Consider the following 22637-nt stretch of genomic DNA (forward strand, 5'->3'; position numbering starts at 1 on the left):
TCTGTCGTTTTATTTAATGGAGTCCCGAATGTTTGAGCAATTGTCCCAGCAGGTCATTAACCGTGCACAAGCGCAAGCGCGTGATCAAGGTTTCGCCGTCTGCATCAGCGTGGTCGACGATGCCGGACTTCTGCGCCATTTCGTCCGCATGGACGACGCTGTGCCGGGCGCAATCGACGTTTCGCTCAAGAAAGCGCGCACGGCTGCATTGTTTCGCACCAACAGCGTCGAACTGGGCGCCGAAGCGCAACCAGGTGGGTCCATCTACTCGCTGGAAGCCACCAACGGTGGGCTGATCAGCTTTGGTGGTGGCGTGGTGCTGCGTGATGAACACGGCAAGGTCATCGGCGCCGTTGGCGTCGCTGGGGCCACCGTCGAGGCGGATCAGGTGATTGCCCTGCAGGCGGCGGGCCGGCCATGAACCGGACCACGCAACGTATTCACCCTGGCGTGCTAGCACTGGCGGTGACAGCCTTCGCTATCGGCATGGCCGAGTTCATTGTCGTGGGTATTCTCCCGGCTATCGCCTCTGACCTCGACATACCCCTGGCGCGCGCGGGCAGCCTGGTCGGGTTATACGCTTTGGCGCTGGCACTCGGCACGCCGCTGACCGTACTGGCACTAGCGCGCCTGCCGCGCAAACCGGTGCTGTTGACGCTGATTGCGCTGTTTTTGGGTGGGAATTTGTTGGCAGCGCTCTCCACCGATTACCCTTGGTTATTGGCAGGACGCATCATCACCGCGCTCGCTCATGGCAGCTTCTTTGCCATCGGTGCCACCGTCGCCGCCAGCCTGGCGCCGAAGGGACAGGCGAGTAAAGCCCTCGCAGTGATGTTCGCCGGTCTGACGCTGGCGATGGTCATCGGTGTGCCGCTTGGCAGCTTCCTGGGTAACGCGATGGGGTGGAGGCTGCCGTTTTACGCGGTCGCGCTGCTGGCCGCCCTGGCCTTGATAGCCACCGTGCGGTGGTTGCCCAACGTGCCGACACCGCCGTCGGGCAAAGCTGTCTCTCAGTTGGCGGCACTCCGGCATCCGGCCATTTTGGCGATGATGGCCGTGACAGTGTTGGGTTTCGGATCAAGCTTTGCTGCCTTCACCTTTATCACACCGATCCTCACCGACATCAGTGGCTTTTCCACCTCGACCGCCAATTTGTTACTGGTCGTGTTCGGCGCGGCGACTCTGGTGGGCAATCTCGTCGGGGGCCGACTCGCGGCCACGATGGGCTGGCAACCGGCATTGCGAATGATCTTCATGCTCCTGGCACTCGTGTTGGCTGCAGTCGCGCTGCTGTTGCCTTATCAGCTGCCGATGGTGGTGATGTTGTTTTTCTGGGGCGCGCTGGCGTTCGGTCTCTCTCCCGCCGCCCAGGCCGGTATGCTGGCCACCGCCGAGCGCTATACCCCACACGCAGTGGCGTTCGCTTCGGCGCTGAACATTTCAGCATTCAACCTGGGCATTGCCCTGGGAGAAACCAGCGGCAGTGCGCTGGTAAACATCGGACAGATTGCTCTCACACCCTGGGCGGGTGTTGTGACAGTGATCCTTGCACAATTGCCGCTGGTCTGGCTGGTAGCGCGCACCCGAAAAGATCCAAGCTTCCATCGCCCCCGCTCGACCACCAGTTAAGACTATTCGTGCGTCCGTCAGGCCTTTGCCAGCGTCTCGTCCGTTATTTGTCGATTTTTCCTGCTGCGCAGCACCGCCAATGTGGTAGGTCGCGTCAGTTTTAACTACTACACAGGTGAAAACATGAGTGACGTCCACGTCCGGATTACTATTGAACGCCCCGTCGAACAAGTCTGGTCACTTCTCGGTGGCTTTGATTGGCTGCCCCGCTGGCTTGATGTCATTGCCAGCAGCACCCTCACTGACGCAGGTCGCTTGCGCCATCTGAAAACGGCCGATGGTGCGATCATCGTCGAGCGCTTGCTCACGTTTAACGAAGCTGAGAAACACTACAGTTATGCCTTGCTGGAAGGCCCATCGCCCGTCACTGACTATATCGGCACGATGTCAGCACAGGATGACGGCAAAGGCGGAACGCTGGCCTGCTGGTCCAGCACCTTTGTGGTCCAGGGTGCCGATGAGGCTGAGGTCGTGGAGCATTTCGAGGCACTCTACCGCACCGGGCTGGAGCGCCTTAAAGCTGTCGTCGAAACCTCATGCTCAAACAACTCAGCTGCTTATTGATGTGACGAGCTGAATCCACTCTGCGCGCCAAGCACACGAACTGGATCGCATCACGCATAAAAAACGCACTCAAAGATCGATGGGCGTCGCTAAAGTCGACGCCCGTCGTAGCTGGAAATTAAATTACCAGGTTTTCGCGATGCAGGATCATTCCTGCGTGATACAACCCATCACGAAACTCACCATCAGCATTGAAGCCCGTATCATCGACGTACTCGATGTGCTCCCCCTCCAGCCAATACCGTCCTTGGTAAGCACTTGCTTTCTTTCCACATGTTTCATCATACCGACACCTGGTAACAGCTCATGGCAGCTATACCCGTCTGCCGTAACCCGCATACCCATCGTAGAAATACCATTATTCATTTTTTTGAGACACTGGTAGGCGCCAACTAGCGAGGAAGCACAGCAAAAGAAAACCGCACATCACTTCAAGCAATACCGAAGCCCCGAAACTTTCAAGAAAGAAAGCTGCGGCGATAGGACCACAGGCTTGGGCAACCAGTACAGGACTTGCGAGCACCCCCATTCGCGATCCATATCCTTTAGATCCAAACAGCGCCAACGGAAGCGTACCGCGAGCGATGGTAAGAATACCGTTGCCAGCACCGTAAAGAGCAACCGCCACGAAGGCCAGCCAAGGGCCAGGACGGTGCCGAAATCATAAATCTCGTGTCTGATCGGATGCGGGCCGAGATGGTCCGCCGTATCAGTCCGAAAGATGTGAAGGTCGCGCTGCAGCAATTCCCCCTGTAAAGCGGCCCAGGGAGTTTCCCTTGGGCTGTCATCATTTCCCAAAGGCTGTGTGAAAACTCCAGCTCAGATCAAAGGTTCGATCGTTCAGTCGTCTAAGCAAGTCCATGCATCGAATACGTAGAACCCATTGGTGATTTTTATTCACATCTCCTTTGCGTAAATCGACGTTCTCCTCATGGAAGCAGGAAGGGATACTGACGGCCTCAAGTGTGGCGCACTCAAGGCCCGTTACCGGATTGAAATGTGTTCAGTCCGGCCCTTCATGAGGACTCACAATGCAAGCTGATTTTGCCGCCTGGTCCTGGACCGCAGGCAAAGGTATCGACGGCCTGGAACTCATCCGCAAACCGCTTGTACTACCAGGCCCCGGGGAGGTGCTGGTGGCCAACCGCGCAGTGGCGCTGAACCCGGTGGACTGGAAGATCATCGAGTGGGGTCATCCCGCGTGGAGCACCGGTCACGTTCCCGGCGTTGATGGCATGGGCGTTGTGGTTGCCGCCGGTGTCGGGGTGCCGATCAAACCAGGGACGCGTGTGGCGTATCACCAGTCGTTGGAGCGCGATGGCAGTTTTGCCGAATACTGTTTGCTCGATGCCGCTACCGTGCTGACGGTGCCGGCCGCGCTGGACGACACCGCCGCCGCGTCGTTGCCCTGCCCCGGCCTGACTGCATGGCAGGCCTTGGACAAAGTGCCGGGAACAGGACCGAGCGATGTGTTGGTGGTCGGAGCCGGTGGCGCGGTCGGTCTGCTGTTGGTGCAACTGGCCGCACAGCGCGGTTATCGGGTGTGGGCTACGGCAGCCAAAAAGCATCACGAGCATTTGAAGGCATTCGGTGCCGTTGGCGTATTCGACTACCGCGACGATAACTGGCAGCAAAACCTCCAGGCCAGCCTGGGTGAACGTCGACTCAAAGCGGTGTTCGACACCGTCAGCGGCACTCATGCTGCCGCGCTGGCCCCGCTGCTGGGTTACAACGGTCATTTGGTGTGCATTCAGGATCGCCAGGAAACCGCACCGCTACCGGCCTTCAGCACCGCGATTTCCCTGCACGAAGTGGCGCTCAACAGTTTCCATGCCCACGCCAGCCAGAGCGATCGGCAGTTGTTGAGACAAGCCGGAGAACATCTGCTCGAAGGCGTACTGTCAGGAAACCTGACGACGCCCAAAAGCCAGGTCTTCGATTTCCGCAACCTTCCACAGGCTTTGCATGCGCTCAAACAAGGTGGAGAAGGCGGAAAATGGGTTGCCCGATTGAACGAGACAGTCCCCAACCCGTTCGCCCAGCCATGAAAACAACATCGCCCGAGACTCCTGGAGTGGAGCTCGGGCGACCGGTTCAGCGGGATCCGACAGAGAAGTTGTGATTACGCCTCAGCCAGGCTTTCTTTTTTCTCCAGCCAATCAATCATCAACTCGCCCCAGGCGATATCGGCCTGCAACGCATCTTTGGCCTTGGCCGAGTCGCGGGTCCGCAACCCCTCCAGCACTTCGAAATGCTTATGCTTGGCACTGGCCAGTTCTCGCTTGGGCACTTCGGCGTGGAACCGGCTCAGCAGCGGCCCCATGATGACCCACATGTTTTCCAGGGTTTTCGACACCACTGGCATGCGCGCCGCAGAGATCAAACCGAAATGGAATTCCCGGTTGAGCAAGGCGGCCTGTCTGTAGTCGACGGTGACCGCCTTCTGGAACGCATCCTGAATGGCTTCGAGCTTTTCGAGTTCGGGTTTGGTAATGCGTTGAGCCGCCATACCCGCCGCCTCGCCTTCCAGCAAATGGCGGATCAACTGGATTTCCCGCAATTGGCTGACCGTCAGCTCCGGCACATAAATCGAAGTCGCGGCCTTCATGTCCAGCGCGTGGTCGCTGACCAGACGGAAAATCGCTTCCCGCACCGGCGTGATCGATACACCGAATTCCTCGGCCAACGTACTGATGCGCAACCGATCTCCGGGTTGGTACTGCCCGTCCATCAACGCGGTGCGGATAATGGAATACACCTGCTCGCTCAAATTGCCTTTATCAATGGGCTTATGCACGGTCACTGTTACTCGATCTCCATGGTCGATTGCTGTGTATCGGGCGACGGGCCTGGGATTGTGTCGCCCTGAAACGCAGATAACGCATCATACATCATCAAGCTGCGCCCGCCACTCCGACCGGCGGTTCTACTTAAATGCGCGCATCTCGCCGACCGACGCCTTGCAGCAACACCGCAATGACGATAATCGCACCTTTGATAATCTGCTGCGGATAGGCAGGCACACTCAGCAAGTTCATGATATTGCCGATCAGCCCCAATACCAGCACACCCACGACGGTGTAGAAAATCGTGCCTTTGCCACCGGACAGCAATGCCCCGCCGATCACGCAAGCGGCAATGGCGTCCAACTCCAGGGCCATGCCGGCGCTGGGTGTTGCTACACCCGAACGCGAAGCTATTACCACCCCGGCCAATGCCGCGAGGCCACCGCATATACCATAGGCCGCCAGTTTGTAGCGCTCCACCGGAATACCCGCCAGGCGCACTGCGGTTTCATTGCTGCCACTGGCAATGGTCAGGCGGCCATAGGCGTTGTAGCGCAGGATCAAGGCAAATACCACCGTCACCAGCCCCGCCAGCCACACCGGCCACGGGATCCCCAGCACGCCATCGGCCAGCCGACCGAAATCACGCAACAATTGAGCACTGACCAGCCTGTCATCCAGCCGTTGTGGTTGGCCATTGGACAGAATGAATGCCAAGCCACGGGCGACCGTCATCATGGCCAGTGTCGCGATAAAAGGGGCCATGCGGAAGTACGCGATAAACGTGCCTGTCACCAGTCCCATCAGGACACCGGCCGCCACCGCAATCGCCACCGCCAGCAGCAACCCGAAGCTACCTTCAACCGGCAGCACGTTGAGGGTCATGGCAACCACGATCCCCCCCACCGCAGCGACGGAGGCGACAGACAAATCGATGCCCGCCGTCAGGATCACAATCAACATGCCGATGCTGACCAGCAGCAACGGCGTCAATTGGCGCAACAGATTGCCAATGTTCTGGTACGTCAAAAAGTCCGCCGACAGCACGCTGGCGACGATGACCAGTACTACCAACATCACCAACGCATTGTGTTGCAGAAACAGACGTTGCAACGAACGACGGCTCGTCCTGCTTTCCTGACTTCGACTGCTTTGCTGCACAAGCTCGGCCGTGGCCAGCTCGGAATTAGGATTACTCATGGTGCTCGACTCCCATTGCCAGGCAAATCATTGCTTGTTCTTTAATGCGCTCGCCCACCAGTTCGCCGGCGATCGCGCCTTCGCGCATCACCAGCACGCGATCACACATGCCGATGATTTCAATCATTTCCGAAGAGACCATGATGATCGCCACACCCTGCGCGGCGAGGTCATTGATGACTCGGTAGATTTCCGTTTTCGCGCCCACATCCACGCCACGGGTAGGCTCGTCGAGAATCAGCACGCGGCAGCCCGCATCGACCCATTTCATCAGGGCGACTTTCTGTTGATTACCCCCTGACAGGTCTCCCACCAACTGCTCGATCGAGTGCGTCTTGACCGCCAGTTGCTGGCGCAAGGCTTCGATTCCCTGGGTCTCCCGGCCACTGGCGATCCAGCCCATACGCCCGGTGTAAGGACTGTCGGGACGTAGCGCGCCGTTGACCCGAATCGACATTTCCAGCAGCACGCCTTGCTGCTTGCGGTCTTCGGGCAACAGGCCGATGCCATTGGCAATGGCTTCCCGTGGTGTGCGGTTGTGGATCTCCCGGCCATCGAAGTACAGCGCGCCGGAGGTTTTCCGGTCAGCCCCGAAGATCGTGCGCATGGTTTCGGTCCGTCCGGCACCGACCAGTCCACAAAAGCCCAGGACTTCGCCTGCTCGAACCTCAAAGCTCACATCGCGCACCAGACGTCCGGCATTCAGGTGCTCGACTTTCAGCAACACCTCGCCGATCTGTGGCGTGCGCGCCGGGAACAGGTCAATCAACTCGCGGCCGATCATCATCTCGATCAGGCCGCGCTCGGTAATGTCAGCCAGCTCCAGCGTACCGACCGTCTTGCCGTCCTTGAGTACCGTGGCGCGATCGCAGATCCGGAAAATTTCATCCATGCGGTGCGAGACGTAAACAATGCACGCGCCTTTGCGGCGCAATTCATCGAGGATTTTGAACAGCTTCTCCGCCTCATAAGAGGTGAGTACCGCCGTCGGCTCGTCAAAAACCAACACCGATGAGTTACGTGACAGTGCCTTGCAGATCTCGACTGCTTGTTGGTAAGCCACCGGCAAACTGCCGACCGGTTGGCGCACATCGATATCGCTGAAACCCAGCTCATCGAGAATCGCCCGGGCTTTTTTGCGCATCGCCGCCCACTGGACGAAACCTTTGCTCTTGCCCAGATCGTCGATGCAGATGTTCTCGGCCACCGATAAATGCGGCGCCAGGGCGAACTCCTGATAGATGATCGAAATACCCAGCTTGAGCGCATCGCCGGGTTTGCGAATATCGACGTTCTCGCCGTTCAGGCTGACCCCGCCAGCATCGCGCAAGTAGGCCCCGGACAAGATCTTCATCAAGGTTGATTTGCCGGCGCCGTTCTCGCCCATCAGTGCGTGGATCTCCCCCGCACGGGCCGAAAAACTCGCGCTGTTCAGGGCACTGATACCCCCGAACTTCTTCGAGATGTCGAGCATCTCTACGGCAGGTTTGTACATCGCGTTCATGGTGTTCACCGTCTATAAACTGTCGCCATTCGAGCTGTGACCGCCGTTAAACGAAGCGGCCACAAGCCGGTTAAACCGTGCGAAATCACTTCATCGCGGTTTTGATCTGCTCGATGGAGCGGAACGGCGGGACGGTGTCGGTGGACGGCGGCAAGCTGTCTGCCTTGATGTAGGTGTCGACGTTGTCCGGTGTGATCAGCGTGACCGGGAAGTAAGACGCCAGCGGCAGGTTGTTAGCATCCAGTCCCTTGTCGAGAATCTGGTGGATCAACTCGATGGCGGCCACACCGGTTTCCGAACCGCTGTTGGTGGCGCTTACCAGCAACTTGCCCTGCTTGATCAGGTCCAGCGCAACGCGAAAGCTGCCCGCCCCGGAAGCGACCATGACGCTGTTTTTCTTGCCGGTATTCTCAAGGGCATTGATCGCACCAATGGCAATGAAGTCGTTCTCTGCCAAGACCAGGTTGAGTTTGTCACCCTGGGACGAAAGGATGTCTTCCGTGGCCGCCAGACCACCCTCTTCGGTCCAGTCACCACGGCCCCAGGCGAGTACGTTGAAGCCACCTTCCGGCCAGTTGAAGCTGCCCTTGGCCTTGACTTGCTGAAACAGTTTGAAGCCCTTGAGCATTGCGTCTTCTTTGGAAAGGCCCAGCTTTCGCTCTTGCGAGCGTGCATAGACGATCCCGGAGATCATGCCGTTGAGCCGGCTTTCGGAGGTGGAGTTGCCCATCACCCCAATGACCATGGCGGCGTTGATCACCTTGGCCGGATCGGTCTTGGCAGCAACGTAACGCCCTGCCTCGAAACCACTGCCGAACGGGTTGCCAGTGCTGGTGGTGATGACCGGCGCCCGGGCGTCCGGGGCAGTGCCGACAGTGATCACCGGAATGCCGGCGGCCACTGCCCGCTCGACATCCGACACCGAGCCGAGGACATCGGTAGGGTCGATCACGATCAGATCGACGCCGAGGGTAATGAAGTTATCGACCTGGGCACTTTGCTTGGCGACATCACTGTCAGCGACTTGCAGTTCAATATCGTAGTTGTACTTTTTCGCGATGGTTTTCGAGTCGTCGATCATCGAGACAAACCAGGGGTTGCCGAGGGTGATTTCGGTCCAGCCGATACGCAAACGCTCGCCCTTTTTTTTCAGCGGCAAGGCTTTGTTGATCGAGGTGCGATCCGGCATGTCGGGGTCAATCACACCGGACAACGCGGTGTTGGGCATCAAACTGTAGATTTCATGCTTGGGAGCCGCCCAGGCGTGGGTGCCGATAAGGCTCGCCAGAGCCAGGGTGGTGATCGAACGAACAGCTGACAGCTTCATAATTATTATTCTCCAGTGCGCTGATTTTTGATCCGTGATGCAGGTGCTGTTTTGAACAGCACCGATTTCTCGTTAAGGCTCAGCCCTGAAAATCGATCCAGGCCGATTTGAGTTCCGAGTACTTGTCCAGTGCATGCAGGGACCGGTCACGACCGTTACCCGATTGCTTGTACCCGCCAAACGGCATGGTGATGTCGCCACCGTCGAAGCAGTTGACCCATACGCTACCGGCACGCAGCGAACGGATGATCGAATGGGCTCGCGACAGATCGCTGGTCCACAGGCTGGCGGCCAGGCCGTAGGGCGAATCATTGGCGATGCGCACAGCGTCCAGGTGATCCTTGGCGGTGATGACTGACAACACCGGACCGAAGATTTCTTCCCGGGCGATGGTCATCTCGTTGGTGACGTTGTCGAAGATCGTCGGCGGGATGAAGAAACCATCGGCCAGGGTGCCGCTGGCACGCTCACCACCGAGGATGATGCGGGCACCCTCTTCCGAGCCCTTCTTGATGTAACCGAGCACGCGATCCATCTGCGCCTTGTCGACCATGGCGCCCAACTGCGTGGCCGGATCGAGCGGGTCGCCGATAGCGATGGTCCGGGCGACTTTCAAGACTTCGGCGACAAACTCGTTGCGAATCCCCGCCTCTACGATCAACCGCGACGGTGCCACGCACACTTCGCCCTGGTTGAAAAACATCGATTTGGCGGCGGTGGTGGCAGCTTTTTCCAGGTCTCGGCAGTCATTGAGAATGATATTCGGGGTCTTGCCGCCGCATTCCAGCCACACCCGTTTCATGTTCGACTGCCCGGAGTACTGCAGGAACAATTTGCCGACTTCACCGGAGCCGGTGAACACCAGCGTGTCGACGTCCATGTGCAGGCCAAGCGCACGGCCAGCGGTAGGACCAAAACCCGGTAGCACGTTGAAAACGCCCGGCGGAATGCCCGCCTGTGCTGCCAGTTCGGCAATGCGCAAGGCCGTCAGTGGTGATTGTTCGGCGGGTTTGAGGATCACCGAGTTGCCCATCGCCAGGGCCGGTGCGACTTTCCACATCGCCATCAGCATCGGGAAGTTCCAAGGGGTCACGGCCGCGACCACACCAATGGCTTCGCGAGTAATCATGCCCAGCGCACCGGGTCCCGATGGGGCGATTTCGTCATAGACCTTGTCGCAGCACTCGGCGTACCACTGCAGGCATTCAAGCACCGCATGCACATCGAACCCGGCACTTTCAGAGACTGGTTTACCCATGTCCAGAGTCTCGAGCAAGGCCAGTTCCGTCATGTGCTGCTCGAACAGTGCTGCAAAGCGCAGCATGACTTTCTTGCGCTCCTTCGGCGCCAGTTGCGACCACACTCCACTGTCGAATGCCTGGCGCGCGACCTTGACGGTGAGGTCTACATCGTCAGCCTGGCAGGAGGCTACGTGGTTCAGTACCTGGCCGTTGCGTGGGGAAATGTTGGCAAATGTCTCGCCGCTCAAAGCGTCGACAAAACGGCCATTGATGAAGGCTTGCCTTGGCAGTTTTAGGGCGGCGACACGCTGCTGGACCGCAGCGATATCAACGAGAGTGTTCATGCTGGTGCGTCTCCTGTTTTTGTTTTAGGCGTAGGCGCCTAACGACGATATATCATGCATTATCTAAACCGCAAGCGAAGGAATGCCCTGACTAAGGGGTTTTTCTTCACAACTTCTGTTCGTTAAAAACTCGTAATCCTTAAAAACTGACTTCGGTTTTCAGGCCGAACACCACCACGCTTTTATCCCCGCTCAACCCGCCAGGATTGGCGACGTATTGCACGTTGGGTCGCAGCGTCAGGGCCGGCGACACACTGACGCCGTAGTACAGCTCCACCGGGTACTCGGTGTCCGGCGCCGGTTGGGTGAATGCGTTTTGCTGACGGACGCGCTTGGCGGATTGTTCATTCACCTCGAGACGACCGATTGCCAGGCCGATTTCATCCTGCGGACGCGCGGCAAACGGGCCGCTGATAAACGCGCCGACGTGAAAAACCTTTTCCACGTAGGACACGTCGCGATCCGATTGAATGAAGTTGGCAAACAGGGTCAGGCCACGGGCACTGTTATTCGGATCCTGATACACCCGTTGCTCGGCCATGGCGTAGTAACCGCTGGCCTGATCGTGCTGATCCGGCGCATTGCCGGTCAGGCCGATGGGCTGGCCATTGACGTCGTGGTAGACATCATTGAAGTCACCGGTATTGCGCCAGATGCCCGCCCGGTAGCTGCCGGGCAAGCCGTTCAGGATGGGCTTCCAGGCCAACTCGCCGACCGCCAGATAACCGGTGGTGCCGGACGGGCTGCCAAAATTCAGGCCTTGGGAGTTTTCGGTGAAGCGAGGGTTGACCTGATACAGCGAAGCATTGACGGACAGTTCGTCAGTCAGCTTCGCTGCCACCGCGGCCCCCCATTGGCTGACGGGCCAGGTGAACCAGTTGGGTGTGATGTAACCGGGCACCGTGCCGCAGAACGTCAGGTTTTGAAATTTGCAGGAAAACGGGAACACATCCCCACTCATCGGCAAGCGCCCGAGCTTCACCACCAACCGATCATCCAGCAAGGCCTGCTGATAATAGAACTGCACCAAGCGGGTAACGCTGCCATACCCGTAGATTTCCTGGGCCGCCAACAAGGTGTTGGTCCCGGCCTCGGCAGTGAGGTTTTCGCCGTTGCGATTGCTGAAGGTCATACGAAAACTCGCGCCCTGCCATCCGATCAACTTCTGCAAATCGAAATTTGTGTCAACCATGAGTTGATCGCTGTAAGTCCCTTTGTGCTCGTCGCCGCCCTGGGTGTTGTAGGCCAATTCGTTAACGTAGGTCAGCTGAAAATCCACGCCCTGCTCGTGCAAGCGAGTACGTTCGCCATTCCAGTCCCCGAGCAGAAAATTATTCGGCGAGTAACTGGCTGCATGAGCACCCGGCAATACGCAGGCGCTCAAAAATCCGACGGCAACTATCGTTTTGTTGGTCATTATTATTGTTCCCGAAACTATTTTTATTGTTGGTTTTAGTGTTTTTCGAGCATGCAAAACCCCGCCAACCCAACTGACGGGTCGGTCAAACAACTTGCTTCAGATCTTTGTGACAGAGACTTCGGTTAGAAACACATTCTCACTATGTCGGCGACTTCCTCCTTGCTGTTGATCTTCTTCGGATGACAGGCCAGATCTTGGTTGAAACTGGTCCAGACGGTTTGGGCAAATTCATCGATTTGCTCCGGGCGCAATCCGTAGCTGCGGAAGGTGTCGGTGACGCCCAACGTGCTGAACAGTGTTTTCAGGAGGTCGGGCAGGCGCTCTGCGCGTGCACTCTGCGTCAGACTCAGCGTCGACGGATCGAGAATCCCGGCCACGCGCGCGAACTTGTCGGCACCCACCGGTAGCGTCCAGCTGATGACATAAGGGGTGCTGGCCGCGACGGTGCCCCCATGGGGCGCGTCGGTCATCGCTCCCAAAGGCTGACCCAAGGCATGGGAAACCGTGACCCCGGCACTGGCGATCGCCATGCCGCCGAGGGTCGAGGCGAAGGCCATGCGGGCGCGAGCCTCCAGATCATCGCCGTGTTCCACGCACTGCAGGGCATTAGCCGCGAACAAGCGAATCGACTCCAAGGCAACCATTTCCACCCAGGGCGTGCAGTGAATGCTGATGTACGCCTCCAGCGCGTGGCAGAAGGTATCGACAGCCGTCAGCGCGGTCAGCTTAGGCGGTTTCGACACCAGAATTTGCGGGTCTATCAAAGCGACATCGGGGTAAATGAACGGGTTGACGATGGCGCATTTCAGACCCAGTTCAGGATTGTTGATCACCGCAAACGGGGTCGCTTCGGTGCCGGTGCCGGAGGTGGTCGGCACCACCAGCAAGGGCAGCCCACGGCTTTGCGGGCGGGTGACGGCTTCGCCCAGGCGCTCGGTATAGTCCCAGCAACTGCCGCCATGAACGGCAACGAAAGCGACGGCTTTGGCCGAGTCGATCGCACTGCCGCCACCCACGGCCACCACCACATCACAAACGGCCTCGCGAACCTGCTCGACCGCGCGATCGATCGTGGTATGCCGAGGGTTGGGCACGATGTCGTAGAACTCGATAAACCCAATGCCGCGCTCGGCGAAACTCCCGGTAATTTGCGCAACCAAGTCACTGCCCTGTAGAAACGGGTCGACCATCAAAAAGACCTTTTTGCCGAACGGCTCAACCTTTTCGCCCATGCGCTTGATCGCCCCGACTTCGAAATCGAGGGTCAGCGGCAGACTTGCCAGAAATGCTTTCATCAGTTCACCTGTTGTTGTGGAATGTGCGCTACAAACGGTTCAACCCATTCGCAACGACCCGCCTTTTTTATAGAATTCGCCAAGGTCGCTGGCCGCGATCAGCGCTGCTTTCATTTCATCGAAAGTGACTTCGAACGGTTCGACGTTGCTGGTCTGGTTGGGATCGGCGGCGGTGCGTGCGACGCAGTCGAGTTCGTGCGCAGTGATGTCGGCCAGCTCCAGATCCTCGAAGGTGACCGGCAATCCGATACTCAGGCAGAACCTCAGCACCGTATCCAGCTCCCGGCTGGATTTGCCTTCGAGCACCAGCATCACCAGAACGCCAAAAGCCACGTACTCGCCGTGGTACATCGTCGCCCGAGCGCCCAGTTCACTGAACCCGCAATACACCGCATGGGCTGTCGCCACGCCGTTGCTTTCGAAACCAATGCCGCTCATGAGCGCATTGGCTTCCACCACGCGATTGAAGGCCTTGGTCACGCATTGGTTTTCAGCGGCGCGCCTGGCGTGCAGACCATCCTCAAGCAGCACCCGATAGCACAGCTCGGCGATGGCCATGGAAGTCAGCGTCGATTTGGCACCGCCGCCGCCCTCTTTCAGCCCCGCACCGGCGTTACCGAGAAAATTGTCGCGGTGCGATTCGACGCAGGTGCGTGCTTCGAAATAAGTCGAGAGAGCATCGCCCATTCCGGCCACCAGCAGGCGTACTGGCGCCTGGGCGATGATCCAGGTATCGACCACCACCACATCCGGGCTGCGCTCATAAAAAAGCACGTCGTCAAACGCGCCTGCTTCGGTGTACAGCACCGAAAGCGAACTGGTGGGTGCGTCGTTGGAAACAATGGTGGGCACGATGCACAGCGGCACTTTGGCCTGATTGGCCACAGCCTTCGCGGCATCGAGCACCTTGCCACCGCCGACACCAATCACCCCGTCGCACTTGAAGGCGTCGATGCTCGCGGTGAGGCGCTGGATTTCCTGACGCGTCACTTCACCGGAAAATATCGCGTAGTGCAGCTGGGTGTGCTCGGCATCGAAACTGGCGCTCAGGGTCTGTTTCAGGCTGTCGAGACGGCCCTGAGTGGTAATCACCAGAAACCGTCGGCCGAACCAGGCAACATGCCGGTGCAGTCGTTCGAGTTCCTTGTAGCCCTGGATATAGCGGCCGGGTGCAGCAAACATTTGAGTCATGTCATCGTCATCCTGGCCTCGTCGTGGAGGCTTTTTGTTATTGCTTTGAGGACGTTTGCGAGAGGCTCATTTCTCGGCGGATCGATGATATATCATATTTAATTTTCAACTACCAAGCGCTTTTTTGCGAAACGCACCGATGTGAAAAACCCGGGATTGACGTTTGGGGGGCACGAAGATATATGATGCATGAAAACAAGAACAACACTGTTCGGAGGAAGGCATGCACGATTACGTTGTCATTGGGGGCGGCTCTGCGGGCTGCGCGTTGACCGGCCGCCTGATCGAAGCCGGCACTTCGGTCCTGCTGATTGAGGCCGGTCCGCGCGATACTCATCCGCTGATCCACATCCCCGCCGGATTCACCCGGCTGTTGTCCAGCCCGCTGCTGTCGCGTCACGAAACCCAACCGCAGACGGCCATGGATGGGCGCAAGCGCAATCTTCCCCAGGGTCGGGTGCTGGGCGGTGGGAGCTCGGTGAATGCGTTGATTTATATCCGCGGCCAGCACGAGGATTACGACGACTGGGCCAGCGCAGGCTGCGACGGTTGGTCGTTTCGCGAAGTGCTGCCGTACTTCAAGCGCGCCGAAGACAATGAGCGCTTCGACAATGGTTACCACGCTACCGGTGGCCCGCTGGGTGTCTCGGACCTCAAGCAAGTGTGCGAGTTGTCCCGTGGGTTTGTGCGTGCCGCACAGCAGGCCGGCATCCCCTTCACGCCCGACTTCAATGGCGAACGCCAGAACGGCGTCGGCTTCAACCAGATCACCGCTCGCAACAATCGCCGCTGCAGCGCCACCGTGGCGTACCTGCGCGCAGCGGAAAAATCCGATCGCCTTACCGTCGTTACTGACGCCACGGTGCAACGAATCCTGATCGAAGGCGATCAAGCCGTGGGGGTCGAGTACATCCACAAAGGTCAACGAGTACAGGCGCGCGGCAGCAAAGAAGTGATCCTCAGCGCAGGCGCCATTCAGTCACCCAAGCTGTTGATGCTGTCTGGTATCGGTCGGGCCGAAGAACTTGAACGCCATGGCATCCCGTTGCTGCATGAATTACCCGGTGTCGGCCAGAACCTGCAAGACCATGCGGAAGTCGGCACCATTGCCTATTGCCACGGCAAGTACGGTTACTACGGCCAGGACAATGCCTTCAACACGGTCAAGAACGGCCTGCAGTACTTGATGTTTGGCAGTGGTCCTGTCAGTTCGAACGTCACCGAGGCCTGTGCGTTCGTCAACACCGACAACGCGCAAGATCGGCCAAACGCCCAGATGCATTTCGTGCCCATCGTGTTTTTCGACCTCGATCAGGACACCATCAAAAAGCCCGGTGCAACCATCAACACCTGCGTGCTGCGCCCAATGAGCCGTGGCGAAATCCGCCTGACCGACAACAAGGTCGACACGCCACCGCAAATTGACCCTCGTTATTTCGCCCACCCGGAAGATCGTCGAGTTGCGATCAAAGGGTTGAACCTGTCACGAGAAATTCTGGCGCAACCCGCCATGCGCCAATACACCGGTGAAGAGGTCTTCCCCGGGTTGAGCGTGCGCAGCGATGAGGCGCTGCTGAGCTATATCGGCCAGCGCGCCAAGACCGTTTACCACCCGGTCGGCACCTGCAAGATGGGCGACGACGACATGGCCGTGGTCGACCCGCAACTGCGCGTTCGCGGTCTGCGCAATTTGCGGGTGGTCGATGCGTCGATCATGCCCAACCTGATATCCGGCAATACCAATGCACCGTCAATCATGATCGGCGAAAAAGCCGCGGACATGATTCTCGGGCGATCCGCGTTGCCAGCCTCCGCATCCCACCTTTGAAAGAGGAATTTCGTCATGCCTATCAGCGGTAAAACCCAAGTAGTCGTTCATCTCACCTACCCGGCTAAACACCTGCGCACCCCCGAATTTTTCAACCCACTGCTGGAACGCCTCGGTTATGACGGCGTGCTGGTGCCTTGGGAAGTGTCGCCGGCCAACCTGGCCACGGCGTGGGAAGGTTTGCGCGGGATTGAAAACCTGGCGGGGGTGATTGTCACCGTTCCGCACAAGCTGGAGGTGGCGAAATTGTGCGATGAACTCAAAGGTACCGCCAGTCTGCTGAAGGTGTGCAACGTTGCCAAACGCCTGCCCGACGGGCGCTTCAGCGGACGCATGTTCGATGGCGACGGCTTTGTCGGCGGCCTGAAAAAACAAGGCTATGACCTTCGTAACAAACGTGTGTTGTTGCTAGGAGCAGGTGGCGCGGCCACCGGTATCGCCCACGCGTTGCTCGCCGAAGATATTCAAGAACTGGTCATCAGCAACCGCACGCCGGACAAGGCCGAAGCGTTGGCCGGCGAGCTGCGGCAAATGTTCCCCCATCAGCAGGTCAATGCCGGACCCGCCGACGCGACCGGTTTTGGGGTGGTGATTAACGGCACAGCCCTGGGCCTGAAAGCGCAGGACCCTCTGCCGCTGCCAGTCGAGACACTCGCTCCCGGCACGGTGGTCGGCGAAGTGGTGATGAACCCAGACATCACGCCGCTGCTGAGCGCCGCCGCCGAGCGTGGCTGCATCATCCATAAAGGCGCGCACATGATCACGGGCCAGATCGATCTGCTGGCCGAGTTTCTGTTTTCAAAAACCGGCGTTTAGACGCCTCCCCCCAACACATAAGGAAAGACCATGAAAAAGACTGCAATCGTTACCGGCGGCGGTTCCGGCATCGGCCTGGCCACTGCACAACGTCTGCACGCTGACGGTTATGAAGTATTCACCGTGGGGCTCGGCGAACCCGAGCAACATATCGAGGGTATTCATTACCAGGAACTGGACGTGACCAACGACGAGGCGGTGAATGGCTTCTTCGAGCAATTTGAGCGAGTCGACGCGATCGTCAACGCCGCCGGCATCATTGATCACAATCGTGAGTGGGAGCTGGAAGGCTTCAGTCGCGTCATGGACGTCAATCTCACGGCTGTGCTGCGCATCACCAACGCCGCCCTCCCCGGCCTGAAGGCTGCTCGTGGTGCGGTGGTGAATTTCGCCTCGATGTGGGGGATTTTCGGCTCCGCCAAGACCCCGGCCTACGCGTCGAGTAAAGCGGCCATCTCCGAACTGACACGCTGCATGGCGGTGGCGTGGGCGATCGATGGCGTGCGGGCCAATGCCGTCGCGCCGGGCTGGATTCTGACGAATCTGTCGCGTCGTGCGTTTGAAGACCCGGTCCGCTCAGAAGGCATCATGGCGCGCATCCCGATGAAAAGCTGGGGAGCACCGGAAGACATCGCCAATGTGATCGCCTTCCTGGTGTCGGATAACGCGCGCTACGTGACGGGTACAACGTTGCCGGTAGATGGTGGGTATTCGATCGCCTGACGTCACCTAGTCACATGAGTGCTTGACCGTTTAAAAACATGATATATCATGCATCACAACAAGATCGAACGCTCGGCAACCTGCCGCCGAGCCTCGAATAACAATAAGCAGTGAAACGAGGTGCTGAATGAATCTGGTTTTCGGTTCGCCCGGACGGTACGTCCAGGGCACTGAAGTGCTCGCTCAGGCGGGTACTTATCTGGCGCACTGCGGACGCAAGGCCGTGGTGGTCATTGACAGTTATGTGCTGGGCCTTATCCGGCAACGACTCGATGAAACCTGTGCGCAATCCGATGTCGAGTTGCACTACATCACCTTCGACGGCGAGATCACCGCCGACGGGATTGCCGGTTTGAGAGCGGCCGCCTCGCAAGTCGAGTTCGACGTGATCCTAGCCGTCGGTGGCGGCAAATGCATCGACGCCGGTAAAGCCCTCGCCCACACCTCCGGCCGCGCACTGATCACCATGCCGACCGTAGCGTCCAACGACGCACCCACCTCGAAAAACTACGTGGTTTACGACGCCCATCATCAACTGAGCGAAGTCGGTCACCTGCTGATTAGTCCTCGCTACGTGCTGGTGGACACCTCGTTGATTGCCCAGGCGCCGCGTCAGTTTTTGCTGGCGGGGATTGCCGATGCGCTGACCAAAAAATTCGAAGCCGAGCAGTGCTACAAATCCGGTGGCGTGAATATGTTTGGCGCACGCCCGGCACTGTCGGGGTTGGTGCTGGCGCGTGAGTGTTATCACATCATTCGCAAGTACGCCGAACCGGCGCTGGCCCAGGCTGGTACTGGCGAGGTGACGGTTGCCTTTGATCACTTAGTTGAAGCCGTGCTTTTGATGAGCGGCCTCGGGTTCGAAAGCGGTGGCCTGTCCATTGCCCACGCGATGACGCGCGGGCTGTCGAAAATCCCGGGTGCACAACAGCAAGTTCATGGCTGGCAAGTGGCTTATGGCTTGCTGGTGCAGTTGGTGCTTGAGGACCGCGATGCCGAACTTATGGGCGATATGTTGAGCTTCTATCAACGTATCGGCTTGCCCCGCAACTTGACCGAACTGGGCGTACTCAACGTCGACGATTCGGTACTGATGCGAGTGGCCGAGCCCACTCTGAAAGCCCCTCACGCGCGCAATTTTGCCTCGGTATCAGGCGGCGCACTCACGTGTGACGAGCTGATCGGTGCGATGCGCGCGCTTGAAGGCCTGACCCACGAGCAATGACTCAAAAGCTCCGTTGAACACACAACCACCCTGTTGAAGTTCAAACCCCGCCACTGAGATTCAACTTCAACAAATTCATGCCTGTGATTGGAGGTAGAGATGTCTGCACCCCGAAAAACACTCGAACAGTGGAAAGCCAGTAACTTTGTGCCTTCCGCCGAGACTGTTATCAAGTTGAAAGACCGGGCGAAATTCGTCCGCCTGGAAACAATCCGCCTGATTGAAATCGCCAAGACCGGCCATTACACCTCGGTGTTTTCTGCCGCCGAATTGTTCTCCGCGCTGTACTACGACGTGATGACTATTCGCCCGGACGAACCGAAGTGGCCGGGCCGCGACCGGTTCCTGATGGGCAAGGGCCACGCCGCCGTGGGCCAGTTCCCGATTCTTGCGGACCTCGGTGTCTTTCCCAAGGAATGGCTCGATGAATACACCCGCCTGGGCAGCCCTCTGGGCGATCACCCTGACATGCGCAAAGTGCCCGGTATCGACTTCTCTTCCGGCTCCATCGGCCACGCCCTCTCCGGCGGTCTGGGCATGTGCCTGGCCCAGCGCTTCACCGGCGAAGTCTATGACGTGTTCGTCATGCTCGGAGACGGCGAGATGCAGGAAGGCCAGGTCTGGGAAGCCGCGATGAGCGCCGCCCATCACAAGGCCAAACACCTGATCGCGATTGTCGACCGCAACGGCTTCCAGTTGGACGGCTCGGTCGACGACGTGATCGGCATCGAACCGCTGGACGAAAAATGGCGCGCGTTCGGTTGGGAAGTGCATGTCATCGACGGCCACAACATCGCCGAAGTGACCGAAACCCTGCGCCGTGTCAAAGCCGATGAAACCCGCGACAAGCCGGTATGCATCATCGCCAAAACCGTCAAAGGCAAAGGCGTTTCCTACATGGAAACCGAACCCGGCTGGCACCTCGGATACCTTGATCCGGAAGACGCCAAACGCGCTATCGCTGAAATTGAAGCCATGGAGATCTGATCATGAATGCCCCTCTTTCCCCCAATTCCTGGCAGTACCGTGGCCTTAACGCGCTCAACCCGGGTCTGTCGTTTTTGTCTGATGCGCTGATCGAACTGACCGAGGCCGGTTATCCGGTGATGGCCGGCTCCGCCGATTTGCAATACTCCAACGGCCTGAACAAGTTCGCCAGTCATTACCCCGAGCGTTACCTGCAATTCGGTATCTCGGAGCAGAACATGGTTACCGCCGCTGCCGGCCTGGCCACCTGCGGCGTGATGCCCTTCGTGGCGACCTTTGCTTCGTTCCTCGGCCTGTTGTGCTGCGAACAGATCCGTATGGACGTCGCCTATTCGGCGCAACCGGTACGGTTGATTGGTCACCACACCGGCATTTCCCTGGGTTTCTACGGCACTTCGCACCACGCCACTGAAGACATCGCCACCATGCGCTCGATCGCCGACCTGGCGGTGGTGTCGCCAGCGGACGGCGCCCAATTGGCGGCAGCGATCAAAGCCTCGGCTACCTACGACAAGCCGGTGTATTTCCGCATCGGTCGCGGTCGCGATCCGATCGTTTACGACGACAGCGTAGTCTTCGAGTTCGGCAAGGCCCATGAGCACATCGAAGGTGAGGAACTGACCATCATCGCCTGCGGCATCACGGTGCATGCGGCCCTGACCGCCGCTCGCAAAATGAACGCTGAAGGGCGTTCAGTGGGCGTGATCGACATGGCGTCGATCAAACCGATCGACCGCGACGCCATCCTGCGCGCCGCTGCACGCAGCAAACGCATGATGACCGTCGAAGAGCACAACGTGCTGGGTGGCCTGGGTGCGGCGGTAGCTGAAGTCTTGTCGGACGAAGGTGTCGGCGTGAAGCTCAAGCGCCACGGCATCTACGACGAATACAGCCTGATCGCTCCGCCGACTCATTTATACGAACACTACAAACTGGATGCCGCCGGTATCGAGGAAGTGGCACTGGCGCATCTGAAGGCCTGATCACCTTTCAAGAGTGAGGTTTGCCCCATGGCGGGCAAGCTTCGCTCCAGGTTTTTCGTCGTATTGGACACCTCTTTTCCTCAGGGAGCCTCACGCAATTCACCTCCACCGACCACACCTCGTGGTTTATGAAGTATCTCGGAGCCAACAATGAATAACATCACCGAGACCATGTCCGATTACTCGACCGGGCAGGCCAAAACACGTACCTCCCTGCGCAGAAAGTCATTGATGGCTACCGGCGTCGGCAACTTGCTGGAGTGGTTTGACTGGACTATCTATACCGTCGCGTCGGTGTATATCGCTGCCGCACTCTTCGATAAAAGCAACGCAACTTCTGCACTACTGAACACCCTCGCGGTATTTGCTGCGGGGTTTCTGTTAAGGCCGATTGGTGGCATCTTCTTCGGCATCCTCGCCGACAAACTGGGCAGGCGCGTGGTGTTGCTCAGTACCATGTTGTTGATGGCTGGCGCGAGTCTGCTGATCGCCTTTATTCCCTCTTATGAATCGGTTGGCAGTTGGGCTTCAGGGATGTTGCTGCTGGCCAGGCTGGTACAAGGTTTTGCCCATGGCGGTGAAACCACCACCTCCTACGCCTACATCGCTGAAATTGCACCGCCGAAACGCCGGGGACTGTGGTCAAGCACAGTGTTTATAGCGGTGGGCTGCGGCTCCTTGCTGGCGACGTTCTACATGGCATTGCTGACGTCACTGTTGTCCGTAAGTGAAATGCAGGAATGGGGCTGGCGTATCCCCTTCGCGACGGGTGGTCTGTTGGCCGTCTTCGCCTTGTGGTTACGTCGCAACATGATGGAAAGCGAACACTCGCCGAGCGCTGGCGGTGAATCAACAACGCCGGAATGGAGCCGTGGCAAGATCATCCAGCACGGCATTCGTCTGTTTCTGTATGAAGCCGGTGCCACGTTGACCTACTACACCTGGGTCACATCGGCCTCGATCTATGCCATCAGTGTCAAAGGCATGGACCCACGCAGTGCGTTTACCATGAGCTGCATTGCACAGGTCATCTACCTGGTATTCCTGCCGATCTCCGGCTGGATATCGGACCTGTGGGGACGGAAGATTTCAGCGTTGATTTCCTTGCTGGGGATTGCCGCCACGCTGTTTCCGCTGTGGGGTCTGATTTCCAGCGAACCGTGGACTTTGATGGTGGCGCAGACGGCGGGCTTGTTGTTGGTGGCCTTCATCACCGGGTGTAAACCGGCATCGATCTCAGAACAGATCCCGACCCGCTATCGCACTCGAATGTTTGGGGTGTGTATCTCTCTAGGCGTTGCGGTGTTCGGTGGTACAGCCTCCTATCTGACGACCTGGCTGTACTCGGAAAACATTGGCTGGATGTTCAACATCTATTTGATCGTGGTCGCGGTCATTGCCAGTGCCGTGGTGTTGATGTGGAAAAACAACCACGGTGTGCCGATCGACAAAATCTGAAAAGAATGACCTGTAAGAGCGGGTTTGCCCGCGAAGGCGGCAAGTCAGTCAACATTGATGTTGAATGTCCGGCCGCTTTCGCGGGCAAGCTCGCTCCCACACAGGTTTTCTACAAG

19 protein-coding genes and 1 pseudogene are annotated in these 22637 nt (G+C 58.4%); 11 read left to right on the plus strand and 9 right to left on the minus strand.

The genetic code is table 11. The annotated features are described in order from the left end of the window. Nucleotides 1-28 precede the first annotated feature (28 nt). The 3 genes from QF039_RS12295 to QF039_RS12305 all read left to right on the plus strand — a co-directional run bounded on the left by QF039_RS12295 (nucleotide 29) and on the right by QF039_RS12305 (nucleotide 2193). Nucleotides 29-421 (plus strand): heme-binding protein, encoded by a 393-nt coding sequence (locus QF039_RS12295; protein ID WP_307518398.1) that lies wholly within the window; start codon nucleotides 29-31, stop codon nucleotides 419-421. Next, a complete protein-coding gene (locus tag QF039_RS12300) occupies nucleotides 418-1629 on the plus strand; it encodes an MFS transporter (protein ID WP_307518400.1) in 1212 nt (403 codons plus the stop codon). The genes QF039_RS12295 and QF039_RS12300 overlap by 4 nt, the downstream gene beginning before the upstream one ends. 123 nt (nucleotides 1630-1752) lie before the next feature. After that, on the plus strand, nucleotides 1753-2193 hold the full coding sequence (locus QF039_RS12305; RefSeq protein WP_307518402.1) for an SRPBCC family protein: 441 nt from the start codon (nucleotides 1753-1755) through the stop codon (nucleotides 2191-2193). 118 nt (nucleotides 2194-2311) lie between these two features. Here QF039_RS12305 and QF039_RS12310 read toward each other — a convergent pair. Continuing rightward, nucleotides 2312-2559: pseudogene (locus QF039_RS12310) on the minus strand (Atu4866 domain-containing protein). A gap of 665 nt (nucleotides 2560-3224) precedes the next feature. Here QF039_RS12310 and QF039_RS12315 point away from each other — a divergent pair. Next, nucleotides 3225-4241, plus strand: a complete 1017-nt coding sequence (locus QF039_RS12315) for a zinc-binding dehydrogenase (protein ID WP_307518404.1) — start codon at nucleotides 3225-3227, stop codon at nucleotides 4239-4241. Between the two features lie 74 nt (nucleotides 4242-4315). On the opposite strand, the gene QF039_RS12320 is transcribed toward QF039_RS12315, so the two are convergent. The 8 genes from QF039_RS12320 to QF039_RS12355 form a co-directional block, all read right to left on the minus strand. Continuing rightward, nucleotides 4316-4996, minus strand: coding sequence for a GntR family transcriptional regulator (locus QF039_RS12320; RefSeq protein ID WP_307518406.1), 681 nt, complete (start codon nucleotides 4994-4996; stop codon nucleotides 4316-4318). Nucleotides 4997-5123: 127 nt separating this feature from the next. Beyond that, nucleotides 5124-6179, minus strand: a complete 1056-nt coding sequence (locus QF039_RS12325) for an ABC transporter permease (RefSeq protein ID WP_307518408.1) — start codon at nucleotides 6177-6179, stop codon at nucleotides 5124-5126. After that, nucleotides 6172-7683, minus strand: a complete 1512-nt coding sequence (locus QF039_RS12330; protein WP_307518410.1) for a sugar ABC transporter ATP-binding protein — start codon at nucleotides 7681-7683, stop codon at nucleotides 6172-6174. The genes QF039_RS12325 and QF039_RS12330 overlap by 8 nt, the downstream gene beginning before the upstream one ends. A gap of 85 nt (nucleotides 7684-7768) precedes the next feature. After that, nucleotides 7769-9010: a sugar ABC transporter substrate-binding protein gene (locus tag QF039_RS12335; RefSeq protein ID WP_307518412.1), complete on the minus strand. Its 1242-nt coding sequence runs from the start codon at nucleotides 9008-9010 to the stop codon at nucleotides 7769-7771. 79 nt (nucleotides 9011-9089) lie between these two features. Further along, nucleotides 9090-10595, minus strand: coding sequence for an aldehyde dehydrogenase (locus tag QF039_RS12340; protein WP_307518414.1), 1506 nt, complete (start codon nucleotides 10593-10595; stop codon nucleotides 9090-9092). 139 nt (nucleotides 10596-10734) lie between these two features. Further along, entirely contained in the window at nucleotides 10735-12012 is a 1278-nt protein-coding gene (locus QF039_RS12345) for a carbohydrate porin (protein ID WP_307518417.1), read from the minus strand. A 125-nt stretch (nucleotides 12013-12137) separates the two neighbouring features. Further along, nucleotides 12138-13310 (minus strand): iron-containing alcohol dehydrogenase, encoded by a 1173-nt coding sequence (locus tag QF039_RS12350; protein WP_307518419.1) that lies wholly within the window; start codon nucleotides 13308-13310, stop codon nucleotides 12138-12140. Between the two features lie 39 nt (nucleotides 13311-13349). Then, nucleotides 13350-14501 carry a glycerol dehydrogenase gene (locus QF039_RS12355; RefSeq protein WP_307518421.1) on the minus strand — a complete coding sequence of 384 codons (1152 nt, stop codon included), beginning with the start codon at nucleotides 14499-14501 and terminating at the stop codon, nucleotides 13350-13352. Between the two features lie 223 nt (nucleotides 14502-14724). On the opposite strand from QF039_RS12355, the gene QF039_RS12360 reads away from it, so the two are divergent. The 7 genes from QF039_RS12360 to QF039_RS12390 all read left to right on the plus strand — a co-directional run bounded on the left by QF039_RS12360 (nucleotide 14725) and on the right by QF039_RS12390 (nucleotide 22521). Further along, on the plus strand, nucleotides 14725-16329 hold the full coding sequence (locus QF039_RS12360) for a GMC family oxidoreductase (protein WP_307518423.1): 1605 nt from the start codon (nucleotides 14725-14727) through the stop codon (nucleotides 16327-16329). A 15-nt stretch (nucleotides 16330-16344) separates the two neighbouring features. Continuing rightward, on the plus strand, nucleotides 16345-17145 hold the full coding sequence (locus tag QF039_RS12365) for a shikimate dehydrogenase (protein ID WP_307518425.1): 801 nt from the start codon (nucleotides 16345-16347) through the stop codon (nucleotides 17143-17145). Nucleotides 17146-17175: 30 nt separating this feature from the next. Beyond that, nucleotides 17176-17868, plus strand: a complete 693-nt coding sequence (locus QF039_RS12370; RefSeq protein WP_307518427.1) for an SDR family NAD(P)-dependent oxidoreductase — start codon at nucleotides 17176-17178, stop codon at nucleotides 17866-17868. A 127-nt stretch (nucleotides 17869-17995) separates the two neighbouring features. Continuing rightward, nucleotides 17996-19093, plus strand: a complete 1098-nt coding sequence (locus tag QF039_RS12375; protein ID WP_307518429.1) for a glycerol dehydrogenase — start codon at nucleotides 17996-17998, stop codon at nucleotides 19091-19093. Between the two features lie 99 nt (nucleotides 19094-19192). Further along, on the plus strand, nucleotides 19193-20080 hold the full coding sequence (locus QF039_RS12380) for a transketolase (RefSeq protein WP_307337118.1): 888 nt from the start codon (nucleotides 19193-19195) through the stop codon (nucleotides 20078-20080). Between the two features lie 2 nt (nucleotides 20081-20082). After that, entirely contained in the window at nucleotides 20083-21063 is a 981-nt protein-coding gene (locus tag QF039_RS12385) for a transketolase family protein (protein ID WP_307518431.1), read from the plus strand. A 150-nt stretch (nucleotides 21064-21213) separates the two neighbouring features. Continuing rightward, nucleotides 21214-22521, plus strand: coding sequence for an MFS transporter (locus tag QF039_RS12390; RefSeq protein ID WP_307518433.1), 1308 nt, complete (start codon nucleotides 21214-21216; stop codon nucleotides 22519-22521). Nucleotides 22522-22637: the final 116 nt, after the last annotated feature.

Source organism: Pseudomonas sp. W2I6, assembly GCF_030815935.1.
In the GTDB taxonomy this organism is placed as follows: domain Bacteria; phylum Pseudomonadota; class Gammaproteobacteria; order Pseudomonadales; family Pseudomonadaceae; genus Aquipseudomonas.